Annotated in this window: 10 protein-coding genes and 1 pseudogene; 8 read left to right on the top strand and 3 right to left on the bottom strand. The window is 70.8% G+C overall.

What is annotated here, in order from left to right; translation table 11 throughout:
• The first annotated feature begins 42 nt into the window (after positions 1-42).
• The 4 genes from ABZ490_RS40350 (at position 43) to ABZ490_RS40335 (ending at position 5,008) form a co-directional block, all read left to right on the top strand.
• On the top strand, positions 43-1,605 hold the full coding sequence (locus ABZ490_RS40350; RefSeq protein WP_359002232.1) for a sugar ABC transporter ATP-binding protein: 1,563 nt from the start codon (positions 43-45) through the stop codon (positions 1,603-1,605).
• Positions 1,602-2,606 carry an ABC transporter permease gene (locus tag ABZ490_RS40345; RefSeq protein WP_359002230.1) on the top strand — a complete coding sequence of 335 codons (1,005 nt, stop codon included), beginning with the start codon at positions 1,602-1,604 and terminating at the stop codon, positions 2,604-2,606. Before ABZ490_RS40350 ends, ABZ490_RS40345 begins: the two co-directional genes overlap by 4 nt.
• A complete protein-coding gene (locus tag ABZ490_RS40340; protein WP_359002228.1) occupies positions 2,603-3,652 on the top strand; it encodes an ABC transporter permease in 1,050 nt (349 codons plus the stop codon). Before ABZ490_RS40345 ends, ABZ490_RS40340 begins: the two co-directional genes overlap by 4 nt.
• Before the next feature lie 69 nt (positions 3,653-3,721).
• Positions 3,722-5,008, top strand: a complete 1,287-nt coding sequence (locus tag ABZ490_RS40335; protein WP_359002226.1) for a substrate-binding domain-containing protein — start codon at positions 3,722-3,724, stop codon at positions 5,006-5,008.
• Positions 5,009-5,488: 480 nt separating this feature from the next.
• Here ABZ490_RS40335 and ABZ490_RS40330 read toward each other — a convergent pair whose 3' ends face one another.
• A complete protein-coding gene (locus tag ABZ490_RS40330; RefSeq protein ID WP_359002224.1) occupies positions 5,489-6,232 on the bottom strand; it encodes a GntR family transcriptional regulator in 744 nt (247 codons plus the stop codon).
• A 301-nt stretch (positions 6,233-6,533) separates the two neighbouring features.
• On the opposite strand from ABZ490_RS40330, the pseudogene ABZ490_RS40325 reads away from it, so the two are divergent.
• Positions 6,534-6,784 (top strand): annotated as a pseudogene (locus ABZ490_RS40325) (site-specific integrase); the annotation flags it as partial.
• A gap of 41 nt (positions 6,785-6,825) precedes the next feature.
• Here the strand turns inward: ABZ490_RS40325 and ABZ490_RS40320 are convergent.
• On the bottom strand, positions 6,826-7,677 hold the full coding sequence (locus ABZ490_RS40320) for a helix-turn-helix transcriptional regulator (RefSeq protein ID WP_359002222.1): 852 nt from the start codon (positions 7,675-7,677) through the stop codon (positions 6,826-6,828).
• Between the two features lie 88 nt (positions 7,678-7,765).
• On the opposite strand from ABZ490_RS40320, the gene ABZ490_RS40315 reads away from it, so the two are divergent.
• Both ABZ490_RS40315 and ABZ490_RS40310 read left to right on the top strand, forming a co-directional pair.
• Complete coding sequence (locus tag ABZ490_RS40315) at positions 7,766-8,572, top strand: glucose 1-dehydrogenase (RefSeq protein WP_359002220.1); 807 nt, start codon at positions 7,766-7,768, stop codon at positions 8,570-8,572.
• Between the two features lie 1,045 nt (positions 8,573-9,617).
• On the top strand, positions 9,618-10,196 hold the full coding sequence (locus tag ABZ490_RS40310; protein ID WP_359002218.1) for a LuxR C-terminal-related transcriptional regulator: 579 nt from the start codon (positions 9,618-9,620) through the stop codon (positions 10,194-10,196).
• A gap of 105 nt (positions 10,197-10,301) precedes the next feature.
• Here the strand turns inward: ABZ490_RS40310 and ABZ490_RS40305 are convergent, their stop codons facing one another.
• Positions 10,302-10,619 carry a hypothetical protein gene (locus tag ABZ490_RS40305; protein ID WP_359002216.1) on the bottom strand — a complete coding sequence of 106 codons (318 nt, stop codon included), beginning with the start codon at positions 10,617-10,619 and terminating at the stop codon, positions 10,302-10,304.
• A gap of 401 nt (positions 10,620-11,020) precedes the next feature.
• Here ABZ490_RS40305 and ABZ490_RS40300 point away from each other — a divergent pair.
• Positions 11,021-12,837: beta-ketoacyl synthase N-terminal-like domain-containing protein (locus tag ABZ490_RS40300; RefSeq protein ID WP_359002215.1), on the top strand; the 1,817-nt coding region annotated here is incomplete at its 3' end.

The raw sequence follows: 12,837 nt of genomic DNA, 5'->3' as shown, positions 1-12,837 counted from the left end.
TGTCTCGCTCAACTCCGTCCCATCCCAGTCAGGAGGGGGTCAGTGCCGACCCATCCGCTCACCTGTCTCGACGACCCAGCCGAGCCGGAGGCCGTCCTGGCGGTCGACGGCCTCCGGAAGTACTTCGGCCCGACGGTCGCCCTTGAGGACGCCGCACTCCGTCTGTTCCCGGGCGAGGTGCACGCCCTCGTGGGAGAGAACGGATCCGGGAAGTCCACCCTGGTCAAGATCCTCAGTGGGGTGCACCGCCCGGACCGGGGGGCCATGACGGCCGACGGCCGGCCCTACACCCCGCGCACTCCGGCCCAGGCGCTTCGCGCGGGCGTCGACACGGTGTTCCAGGAGGTGCTCGGCGTCGAGAACCGCACCGTCCTCGACAATCTGTGGCTCGGCGCCGACCGCCTCCTGCGGCCGGTGGCCCGGGACACGGCCCGCCGCGAGAAGGCGGCCGGGGTCCTCGCCGCGCTCCTGGTCGCGCCCCCCGCCCTCGACGCCCCCTTCGGCTCGCTGCGGCTCAGTGACCGCCAGGCCTGCGGCATCGCCCGCTCCCTCCTGCGCGACCCAAAGGTGCTGATCCTCGACGAGGCGACGTCGGCCCTCGACCACGACTCCCGCACCCGGCTGTTCGCCCTGGTGAAGGAACGGGCGGCGCGGGGTATGAGCACCGTCCTCATCACCCACAGGATGGACGAGATCAGGGAGATCGCCGACCGCGTCACCGTGCTCCGCTCCGGCCGCACGGTCGGCACCCTCGGCGCGGACTGGGACCACGACGAGATGATCCGGCTGATGAGCGGCGGCCCGCACCCGGTCCGGGACACCACGACGGGCATCCCCGCCCCCTCTCCCGACCATGTGGAGCAGCGCCCCGTCGTCCTGCGCGTGGTGGGTGCCCGGCCGCGGCCGGACGCGGATCCCTGCACCGCCGAGTTCCGCCGCGGCGAGATCGTCGGGCTGGCCGGACTGGAGGGCCACGGCCAGGACGAGTTCCTGCGGCTCCTCGTCGGACACGGCGACCCCGATGGCGTCGTACGGCTTCAGGGGGAGCGCGAGCGGCGGGTCACCGACCCGCGGCGGGCGCGGGATCTGGGCATCGCCTATGTCGCCAGGGACCGGCGCGGGGAATCGATCCTGCCGTGGATGTCCATCCTGGACAACTTCGCCGTGGCCACCACGGAGCTGGACGTCCGGACGGGACTGCTGTCCGAGCGCGCCGCCGAAGGGCGGTTCCTGCACTACGTCGAGCGGCTCGCCATCAAGTACGGCCGTGCGTCGGACGCGATCACCACGCTCAGCGGCGGCAACCAGCAGAAGGTCGTCATCGCCCGCTGGCTGGCCGCCGATCCCGACGTCCTGCTGCTCAACGACCCGACGAGAGGAATCGACGTGGGGGCCAAACGCGACCTCTACCGGCTGCTGCGCGAGCTGTCGGAACAGGGCCTGACCGTCGTCATGCTGTCCTCGGAGGTCGACGAGCACGTCGAGCTGATGGACCGTGTGCTGGTGTTCCGGGAGGGCTCCCTCGCCACGGAACTCGCCCGCGCCGACCTGAGCCGCGACCGGCTCGTCGACGCCTTCTTCGCCGACGCGGCGGTGACCGCGTGAGCGTCGTCGACCAGCGGGCCTCCGCAACCCCGGAGCACTCGGCTCCCGCACGCCGCCGGGGCGTCGGTTCCCTCTTCGCCCGCCACACCCACCTCTTCGCGCTGACGCTCGCAGTCGGTCTCCTCTTCGCCGACCTGCTGCTGCAGCCGGGCTTCGGTGTCACCTCCCAGCTCGCCGCACTGGCCCCGCTCGGGATCGCGGCCATGGCGAGCGTCCCCTCGATCATGAGCGGGCGCGGTGGCATCGACCTGTCGATCAGCCCCCTGATGACCCTCAGCGGCCTGCTCTACGCCACCCAGCTCCAGCCGACCGGTCTCGGCGGGTACGTCGCCCTGCCCCTCCTCATGGCCGCGGGCGCCCTGGTGGGGACGGTCACGGGCCTCCTCGTCGTCGTCGGCCGGCTCCAGCCGATCGTCGTCACGCTCGCGATGTTCTTCGTCGTCACCGGGCTCGATCTCAAACTGTCCCCCAGCCCGACCACGATCTCGGGCACCTGGATGGCGGGTTTCGCCGGCTCGATGGGGCCGGTGCCGGGCGGGGCCGTCGCGCTGGCGGTCCCCGTCGTCCTCTGGCTGGCGGTCACCCGGCTGACCACCTACGGCGGACTGCTGCGCTCGGTCGGCGGCAACGACGTCACCGCGTTCACCAGCGGTGTCCCCGTCGGCACCGTCCGGGTGCTCGCTTACGCGCTCGGCGGCGCGATGGCCGCGGTCGGCGGCCTCGTCCTCATCGGCCTGGCGTCCACCGCCGAGGCGGGCACCAGCACCGCCTACACCCTCATCGCGATCGCCGCCGTGTCGCTGGGCGGCCTCCCGCTCCAGGGCGGGGGCGGCGGCATGGCCAACGCGCTCGCCGGCGCCGCCGCCATCTACCTCCTCCAGAGCCTGCTCGGTGCCCTCCAGGTCCCGCAGACCTGGCTGCAGGTGATCTACGGGGTCCTGCTCATCGGCGCGGTGCTCTTCGGGGCGGTCGCGGCCCGCACACCGAAGGAAGGGCGATGACGACCATCCGGCAAGACCCACTCGACACGGCACCCCTCGCCCAGAACGTCCCCCCTCCGCCCGCACCTCGGGGCCCCACCGCCGGACAGCGCCTCCTGGCTCTCCAGCGCCGCTTCCCGCTCGTGCAACTGCTGCTCATCGTGGGCGTCCTCGGCTGGGGCGCCGCCGCCATGCCGGGCTTCCTCGAACCGACGAGCCTGCGTTCGGTCCTCGTGCTCTGCGCGCTCACCGGCCTGGCCTCGATCGGCCAGACACTCGTCGTCCTGATCCGGGGCATCGACCTGTCCCTGGCCGGGTTCATCGTGGCGGGCGCGGTCACCGTCACCCAGTTCGGCGACGTACCCGGCGTCCCGCTGCCGGCGATGCTGGCCCTGGCCGTCGCCTGCGGTGCCGCCGCGGGCGGGCTCGTCGGCTACCTCTGCCACCGCTTCGGCATGCACCCGATCATCGTCACCCTCGCCGCCGGCTCGATCGCCGTCGGAGCCACCGCCGTCCTCAGCGGCGGCGGGACCGGCTCGGCGGCGCCCGGCTGGGTGACCCGGCTCAGCGCTCCCATGGCGTCCACCTTCGGGCTCCCCGTGCCGCCCGTCGTCGTGATCTGGGTGCTCGCCGTCGCCGTCGTCTCCGTCCTGCTGCACCGCACCCGCCCCGGTCGGCGCCTCCTGGCCACGGGCGCGAGCCCGGTCGCGGCAGACCTCGCCCACATCGACACCCGCAAGGTCTGGGTCACGGTGTACGCGCTGTCGGCGGCCCTCGCCATACTCGCCGGAGTCGTCCTGGCGGGCTTCGCGGGCAATGTCGACAACCGCCTCGGCACCCCCTACCTCTTCCAGAGCATCGCCGCGGTCGTCCTCGGCGGCACGGCGTTCGGCGGCCCCGGCAGCTACACCCGCACCACCGTGGGCGTCCTCCTGCTCACCACCGTCTCCACGGTGCTCGTCGGTCTCGGCTTCCAGGAAGCCGACCAGCAGATCCTCAACGGCCTCGTCATCCTCGCCGCGATGGCGGTCTACGGCCGTGAGCGCCGACTCCGAGACCAGGTCTGAGCAGGCCGCCTCGCTCCTTCCGCCTCTCCCCGCTCTCTCCACGAATCTTTCGCCAAGAAGGGCTTCCCCATGAACAGATCCACCTTCCGCCGCGCCCGCACGAGCGTCGCGGCGTCCTCCACCGGGCTCGTCCTCACCGCCCTGCTCACGGGCTGCGGCGGCTCGGGCGGTACGGTCGCCGCCGGCGCGAGCGACAGTGCCACGGACACCGCCGGGAAGGCGTCGGCCGCCTGCGGCCAGGTGCCGACCATCGCCCCCAAGGACCCCGACGGCGCGATCAAGGCGCTCCCCGCCGAGCTGCAGAAGGCGTACAACGCCTACGGAGAGGACGTCTTCGCGAGCGCCTGGCGGAAGAAGAAGGAGCTGGGCCGTGCCGCGAAGGTCGGCTTCTCCTACCTCCCGGCGTCCAACCCCTTCGCCGCGGCCGTCGTCCAGCAGATGGAGGCGAGCTTCACGGCCGCCAGGGCGAAGGGACTGGTCCAGGGCAAGCTCGTCAAGCGGATCATGACCGACCCGGCGACCATGACCCCCGCCGAGCAGATCCGCGGCTACAACGAACTGGTCGCCTCCGGCGTCGACATCGTCTACATCACTCCGCTCTCCGGCGACGCGATGGTCTCCGCGGTCGACGCCGCCGGAAAGAAGGGCGTGGTGACGGTCGCGCTCGGCTCCACCATCCGCTCCAAGTACGCCGTCAACGTCGCCGAGAACGCCTACCTGAACACCGCCGAGCCGACTGCCCTGGTCGCCGGACAGCTCAAGGGGAAGGGCAATGTCGTGATCGTCCGCGGCTTCCAGGGGCTGTCGTCCGAGACGATCGGCTACCAGGGCGTCAAGGACGTCCTTACCGCCTGCTCCGGCATGAAGATCCTCGGCGAGGTCAACGGCGCCTACGTGCCGGCGGTCGCCAAGGCCGAGATGCTGAAGTTCCTCTCCAGTCACCCGCAGCGGATCGACATGGTTGCGGAGGTGGGCATCATGGGTTCCGGCGTCTACGCGGCCTTCGACTCCACCGGCCGTGACATCCCCAAGGTCGTCGACGCGGGCGCGTCGGCCTCGTCGCTGGCGTCGTGGAAGAAGCTGGAGACGGCCGACGGCTACGAGACCGCAGGCACGGGCGGCAACGGCGCCCAGGAGGCGAAGGCCTGGTTCACCGTCGGGATGATGGTGATGGCGGGTGACGGTCCCAAGGTCGGCACGATCACCCGCGAACCGTCGGTGATCACCAAGGCGAACCTGGCCGCCTACCTGCCCGCCGGTGCCAAGGTGAGCGACCCCGGTGAGGTCCAGGACGGCGAGGCGTGGATGCCGCAGTCCTACCTGGACCAGTTCTTCGACAACCCCTCGGCGAGCTGACGAGCGGGCGCGCATGAGCGTGTCACCGAGCGACCGCCGCCGACGATCCGTCGGCGGTCGGTACTCCCGGGAGTACGCGGCGGTCGGCCGGCGGACAAGGCCGCGCTGATCACCGGCGCCGCCGCGGGCATCGGGCCGTCCACGGTTCACCGGTTCACCGGTTCACCGAAGAGGGGGCGCTGGCCAACTTCCCGCTGCCGGTCATGTACCCGTCGGCCAAGGCCGGGGGCACCGGGTCTCACTCGCGCGGTGGCCGCCCTTGCCGCGTCCGACGGGATCCGGATGAACGCGGTGGCGCCGGGCGCGGCCAACACACCAACACACCGATGCTGCCTCAGGACGTCCGAGGCGCCGGCCGCGCGGAGGAAACGGCGCGACTAGGGCCTGTCGTTTGGATCAGGTCGGCTGGGCCGACGTGGCCTCTCGGCCGACCTGATCCAAACGACAGGCCCTAGAGGACACCACGTCCGGCCTCAGAGTTCAGGCAGGGCTGAACGAAGACAGTCCGCTGGTCGCGGACAGCCCCTCCAACCCGGCCCGCTTCGCCTGCTCGATGTGATGGTTGCAGGCGCGCACGGCAGCCTCGGCGTTGCGCGCCTCGATGGCCTCCATCACGGTGCGCAACTCCTGCACGCTGCGTGCGGTGCGGCCGGGCTGGGACAGCGACGTGGCCCGAAGGAGGCTGAGCCGCGCCTGGACACCGCCGAGCGTGGAGTGGACCGAGCGGTTTCCGCAGCCGCGCAGCAGGGCGTCGTAGAACCTGTCCTTCGCCTGGAGGACCCGCAGGGTGGCGCCCTCACCGCCCGCGGCCTCCGCCAGCTGCTCGAACGCGGTGCGAAGCTCCGCCACCTGCTGGTCCGAGGCGACCTCCGTGAACCGACGCACGGCGAGCGCCTCCAGGGCGGCGCGCAGCTCGTAGAGCTCCAGGGCCTCCTGGGGCGAGGGCACCACCACCACAGCGCCCTTCTGCGGGATCGTCTTGACCAGACCCTCGGCCACCAGCTCGCGCAGCGCCTCACGGATGGTGGTGCGCGAGACGCCGATCTCCTCGATCAGCTCGCGCTCGATCAGCCGCTGTCCGGGCGCGTAGTGGAAGCTGAGGATGGCCTGGCGCAGCACTTCGACCACCTGCTGGCGCAGAGGTGCGGCGACCCGGCCCACCTGGGCGGCCAGGTCGACAGGTTCGGGGGAGCTGTGGGGTACTGGGCTGCCGGATACGGTCACAGAATCAGAATACGGTAAGGCGATCGTACAACCCAGTGCCCGGCTGCCTCGGAGGCGCAGAACGTCGGCCACTGAGGATTCCGCAGCGTTGATCGTGATACATGGTTCCGGCCGCGCGGACGACCGGCCGTGGGACGCCGAGTTTCCGCAGAGCGTCGCGCAAAGTGCCGGGTTCATCGGCTGGCTCGGGCGGCGCCAGGGGAAGAGCCAGGGCCAATCCTGGTTGATGGCAGGGGTATGGGCGGGCAGGGCCTGAAGGTAGGCGAGCAGGAGGGCGGCCACAGGCTCGGGAACTGGGTGGGCGGGTCGCCGAGCCGGAGTGCGACATGCCGGCCGTCGTGGACGACGTCGTCGACGACCACGCACCGCCCGGCTCCTGCCCCGCCTGCTGCGCGATCGCACGCGCGGGCCGGTGTTCGTCACCCACCGACTCCCTGGGGCCCGGCAAGGTCGTCAGCCTGGGGGACGTCTGCCCGGACACCGGCTGGGATCCCCACGGGCGCGTCACTGCTGATGCCGATGACCAAGTCGAGGCACAAGAAGCCGGAGAACGGCGGGTGCCGTACGTGACCGGACTGCCACGCCGGCTCGGCTCAGCCGGGCACGTCCATGCGCTGCGTGCCGATCACCGACAGCAGCCGTAGCGCCTCCTCCGCGGGAGAGCCGGGCTCGGCCGTGTAGATCACGACTCGCTGGTCTCGGTCGGTGATATCGAGGACATCACAGTTGACGGTGATGGGGCCGATCAGCGGGTGGTGGACGGTCTTGCGCAGAGTGGGCTCGGCGCGTACGTCGTGGGCGGCCCACAGCCGGGCGAACTCCGCGCTGCCGACGAGGAGGTCATCCACCAGCGTGGCTACCTCGGGATCTTCGGGGTAGCGGGCGGCGGTGACACGCAGGTGCCGGGCCGCGGCGCGGGCAAACGCCTCCGCGTCGGACGGGTCGTACAGCAGCCGCCCCCGCGATCGCGGTGCGAGAAACGCACGGCGCACGAGGTTGCGCTCGCGCCGGGACAGAGCGGAGAAGTCCTCCAGGAGAGCTGCCGCCAGGTCGTTCCAGGCGATCACCTCGTAGGTCGCGGACAGCACGATCGCCGCCGCGTGCGGTAGCCGCCGCAGCAGGTCGAGGATGCTCTGCCGCACTTCACGTGAGGGCCCGGCCGGCGGACCGGGCGGGGCGCCGGCGAGATGGTGCAGGTGGTCGCGCTCGGCGTCCGACAGGCGCAGGGCCCGCGCCAGACCGGCAAGCACCTCGCGCGACGGGCGCGGGCCCCGTGCCTGCTCCAGCCGGGTGTAGTACTCGGTCGAGATGAACGCCAGCTGCGCCACTTCCTCACGCCTCAGCCCCGGGGTGCGGCGGCGTGGCCCGGCGGGCAGACCCACGTCGGCAGGGGTGATGCGCTCACGCCTGTTGCGCAGGAAGCCAGCCAGCTCTCGTCTGTCCACGTCACCCAGTGTGCGCCGGTGCCGCGGAGCCGATCCAGGTACTGCCGGTGCCTGGATCGGCGCCGCGGCCGGACGCAGGCTCACTGCCATGAACAACGCACAGACCACCGACACCGACACCTCCACCCCGGCCGCCGTGGGCCTGCTGGCCGGCAAAGTCGCCTTCATCACCGGTGCCGGTCGAGGTATCGGTGCCGCCGCGGCGCGCCTGTTCGCCCGTGAGGGCGCCCGGGTACTGCTCGCGGCCCGCACGCAGGACCAGCTCAAGGCGGTGACGGAGGAAATCCGGGCGGTCGGCGGCACCGCCGAGTACGTGGTGTGTGACCTGGCCGACGGGGCCAGTGTCCGTGCCGCAGTCGACCGTACCGTCGACCTGTACGGCCGGCTCGACGTCGCCTTCAACAACGCAGCGACCAGCGTGCCCCCAGCCCCGATGGACCAAGTGCCCGAGGCGGATTTCGACCACGTCTACGCCGTGAACCTCAAGGGGCCGTGGCTGGCCATGTCCGCCGAGGTCGCCGCCATCCGAGCCACCGCCGGCACGGGTGCGATCGTCAACAACTCGTCCGTCGGCAGCCTGATGGGCAACCCCACGCTGCCCGCCTACGGTGCGATGAAACGGGCGGTCAACAGCCTCACCGAGTCGGCCGCCATCACCTACGGCCCGGAGGGCATCCGCGTCAACGCCATCGCTCCCGGCACCACCCTGACCGAGATGGTGCGTGCATGGAACGACCGCTCACCCGGCGTCGTCGACCAGCTCAACGCGCGCACCCCGCTACGCCGTGCGGCCGACCCTGACGAGATCGCCCAGGCCGCCGCCTGGCTCCTGAGCGACCGCGCCTCCTACGTGACCGGGACGGTACTCCCGGTCGACGGCGGCATGCAGGCATGAGCCGGAGCCGCGCCTGCTGCCCGAATGCACCTGGCGAGCCGGACCCGCCAACTGCGGAACCGTTGCAGTAGAGCCTCATCAAGCCCCTCCGGCGGCGTCAGGTGCGCGCAGGGGCCGCATGCCGCCAGGCATGTCGGGCACCCCCGTCCACCTCATCCACGCCGCGAACGACTGGTCCCGCCCGTCGGACCGGGAGGTGCCGCTTCGTCGAGCAGGTGGACACGCCGTAGCCACGCCGGGCTTCCGTCCAAACGGCTTTCCGGTCGATCGGTCCCTGTTCGATGGACAGTGCACGAGGACGAGCGAAGTCAGTCTTTATCCAGGAGGACTGAATTTCCTCTGCATCGCACGAGCGCACCATATTGGCCGCGGCCCACGGAATGCTTCTTCGCTCCCCGAAACAGCGGTGAAGAGCAGGGAAGTTCCCGACGCCCGCCTGGGCGGAGCGCCGGACTTCCCTCGATCACGTCGGTTTAAACCATGATCGGGAGATCGTTATCTGATGGAGATGAACGCTCTCCGGTGGGTGATGAGGTCGGCGTTTCCGCATGTGCGCGCTCCCGTAACGGTTGTCCGATCTTCGCCTGAAAACGCAGACGGGAGCGTTGCGTCGGCCGTTCGCGCCCCAGCCGTGACATATCGCGGCCATGCCCGCGCAACACAGGCTTCGAGTGTGCATCCGCGGCGCACTGTGCAGGTGTGACCGTACCGAACCGGCCGACCGAACAAAGCTACGCGCGATGACCGAACCCGCCGTACGGCGGTACCGCAGTATTTCCCCCGGGGACCCTGACCGTCGTTGACGCCTCGTACACGGCCCACCTACTGTCGCCGACAGCGGTGCAGAAAAGGAATGGAATATTCGTCGCAGCGGCTTTCTGCTCTGTCTCCGCTGTCGAACCAATAGCTGCCGTTTCAGGTTCTGGAGAGGAATTCGATGCTCCCCCACGCCGACAGGTCGACTATGGTCAGTGGCCTTCCTGAAGCATCGCGCAACACACGCCGCGGCGACCGGCGTCACGGCGCCCCGCATCACGTCACCTGTATGGCGAGTCTGGACGCCGGCCTCAAGATCGAAGCGGCCAACGCCGACTTCTTCCGCCATGTGGCCCGGCCGTCCACGGAGATCTGCGGGCGCAGCATCTACGACGTCCTGCATCCGAGCGCCCGCAACATCCTCCCGAAACACTTCACGCATCTCTCCAACGGCCATGGCAGCCGCTTCGTCGAGAGAGTGGTCGCCATGCGCGGCCACGACCGCGTCTTCTCCGCGGAGATCACCGGCATAGCCGTGAAGGGGGAGGGCGACGACCTGTCAGGTGTCGTCGTCCTGATGAGCCCGGAGGACGAGCCGGCCGACGCCGCCGAGCTCCCGTCCCAACCCACGCCGATGCTCACCGCCCTGGACGCCCGCATCCTGGAGGGCGTCGCCACCGGCGCCTCGACCATCCAACTGGCCTCGCGGCTCTACCTCAGCCGTCAAGGCGTGGAGTACCACGTCGGCCTGATGCTGCGACGCTTCAAGGCCCCCAACCGTGCCGCGCTCGTCTCCCGCGCCTATTCGATGGGCGTCCTCACGGCCGGCAGCTGGCCGCCCCGTGCGGTGCCCGAGTACGTGAAGTGACCGCGCGGCATCTCATGCCGCCGCCGGCCTCCCCTGACCCACCAGGGGAGGCCGGCGCCGTTCGGGCGGCGGCCCGGGTCGGGTCACCGGGCCGCCGCCCGAACGTCAGCGGCGGTGGCCGCCGATCCCCTCGTCGTCCGCGTCCTGCCACGGAAGATGCTGGTACGGGCCGTCGCTGATCCGCACCACCTCACGCTCACCCCAGCTCCCATGCAACGCGGACAGGCACATGCCGACACCGGCGACATCCTCCACATCCACATCCACATCGACATCCACCTCCATGTCCAACTGGAAACGGTCGAGGTCGTTCATCAGCCTGCGCACGTACAGCGAGTCGCCATCGGCCCGCCGCAGCGACTCCAGGCTGCCGCGCAGGTTGACCAGGGCGCCGCGCAGGTCCGCGAGTTCCGCGTTTCTCATGGATTTCCCTCCGCCTCCTCCGGACCGGCAAAGACTCCCTCGCCCACGCCGACCCGGACCCGGACACATCACCGCCGCCCCCGGCGCGGTGTGGCCTCATTGAGTCGGGAGAACCCCGACGAGCGCAATACCTGGCGCCTGCCCCCGCCCCATGTCTGGGCGTTTCCCGAAACCCACCCCGCGACGACCGGGCCCGCGTCCCGCGGACCGGCTCGCACCGGCATGAATCTAGGGGCCGCCCTAGTCCATGCGCCCCTAGCGTGGGTAGCCCTGCGGTCCGCGATCCGCTGTCCGACCCCCGACCTGCTGCTGTGGACCGTCGATCACATCGTGCGCCGTGCGCATGCCGTACCCGACGTCTGCGGTCCACACAGGCTGGGCCAACAAGCTGGTGGAGTGGAATGAGCGAGTCAGAACGCACCCGGTACGGGCTCAACGCCGCGCCCCAGCGGGCCATCGCCGTCGTCGGCCTGGCCTGCCGCCTGCCCGGCGTGGCCGACCCCGAAGGCCTCTGGCGCCTGTTGCGCGACGGTGACAGCGCGGTGCGTCCGGCTGCTCCGGCCGATCGTCCGTGGCCCGCCCCCGCCCCTGCCTCCGTCTCGGCCGGGGACGGGAACGAGGCCGAGTCCGGCGACGGGGACGAGCCCCTGGACGGAGTGCCTCGGTGGGGTGGATTCCTCGACGAGGTAGACCGTTTCGACGCGGGCTTCTTCGGTGTCTCACCGCGCGAGGCGGACGCCATGGACCCCCAGCAGCGCCTCGTCCTCGAACTGGCGTGGGAGGCACTGGAAGACTCCCGGATCATCCCCGGAACCCTCCGCTCCACCAGCACGGGCGTGTTCATCGGGACCGCCCACGACGACTACGCCACCCTCCTCCACGGGTTCGGACCCGAAGCCGTCACCCATCAGTCCTTCACCGGCACACACCGCGCTCTCGTCGCCAACAGGCTCTCCTACCTGCTCGGCCTGCGCGGCCCCAGTCTCACCCTCGACTCGGCGCAGTCGTCCTCGCTCGTGGCCGTCCACCTGGCCTGCGAGAGCCTGCGGAGCGGCGACAGCGACATCGCCCTCGTCGGCGGCGTCAACCTGCACCTCGCCCTCGAAAGCAGCCTGTACCCCCACCGTTTCGGCGCACTCTCGCCCGACGGCCACTGCTACACCTTCGACGCCCGTGCCAACGGGTACGTCCGTGGCGAAGGCGGTGGCCTCCTCGTACTGAAGCCGCTCGACCGGGCCCTCGCCGACGGCGACCCCATCCGTGCCGTCATCCGCGGCAGCGCGGTCAACAACGACGGTGGTGGTGACACACTCACCGCCCCCGACCCCCACGCTCAGGAAGACGTCATCCGCCGCGCCCTGCGCAACGCCGGGACGTCCCCGCACGACGTCCAGTACGTCGAACTCCACGGAACCGGGACGCCCGTCGGTGACCCCGTCGAGGCGGCCGCCCTCGGTGCGGCCCTGGGCCAGGGAAGGCCCTCCGAGGAGCCACTGCGCGTGGGCTCCGTGAAGACCAACGTGGGCCATCTGGAGGGCGCGGCCGGAATCGCCGGCCTGGTCAAGACGGTCCTGGCACTCCAGCACCGCGAACTTCCGCCCAGCCTGAACTACCGGACACCCAACCCCGACATCCCCCTCGACGCCCTCCGGCTCCGCGTTCAGGACACCCACGGCGCCTGGCCTCGCCCCGACGCGCCCCTCATCGCTGGGGTGAGCGCCTTCGGCATGGGCGGGACGAATGCGCATGTGGTGCTGGAGGAGGCTCCGGGGGAGCTGGAGGCGGTTTCCGACGGTGTGGTTGCGGTGCCGGTGTTCGTGGCTGGTGGTGTGGTGCCGTGGGTGGTGTCGGGTCGTGGTGGGGAGGGGCTGGCGGGTCAGGCCGGTCGTCTCGCCTCGTTCGGGGAGTTGTTGACGGGTGAGCTGCGTCCGGTGGATGTGGCGTGGTCGTTGGCGTCGACGCGTACGGCGTTCGAGAACCGGGCTGTCGTTCTGGGTTGCGGGGCTGAACTCGCTTCCGGGCTGGGGTTGTTGGCGGCGGGTGAGGTGGTCGGCTCCGGTGTGGTGCGGGGTGTGGTGACGGGTGGTGCTGGCCGGGTGGTGTTTGTGTTCCCGGGTCAGGGGGCGCAGTGGGTGGGTATGGGGCGGGAGTTGTGGGGTGTCTCGCCGGTGTTTGCGGCGTCGATGGAGGCGTGTGAGCGTGCGCTGGCTCCGTTTGT

It is taken from the genome of Streptomyces sp. NPDC005811, from assembly GCF_040630405.1.
Lineage (GTDB): Bacteria > Actinomycetota > Actinomycetes > Streptomycetales > Streptomycetaceae > Streptomyces.
Note: the sequence above shows the minus strand (reverse complement) of the source record. Positions and strands in the feature narration are given on the sequence as shown.

Coding starts and splice junctions, on each gene's coding strand:
- ABZ490_RS40340 (WP_359002228.1), top strand. CDS start 2,603: ATGACGACCATCCGGCAAGACCCACTCGACACGGCACCCCTCGCCCAG.
- ABZ490_RS40335 (WP_359002226.1), top strand. CDS start 3,722: ATGAACAGATCCACCTTCCGCCGCGCCCGCACGAGCGTCGCGGCGTCC.
- ABZ490_RS40315 (WP_359002220.1), top strand. CDS start 7,766: ATGAACAACGCACAGACCACCGACACCGACACCTCCACCCCGGCCGCC.
- ABZ490_RS40310 (WP_359002218.1), top strand. CDS start 9,618: ATGGCGAGTCTGGACGCCGGCCTCAAGATCGAAGCGGCCAACGCCGAC.
- ABZ490_RS40305 (WP_359002216.1), bottom strand. CDS start 10,619: ATGAGAAACGCGGAACTCGCGGACCTGCGCGGCGCCCTGGTCAACCTG.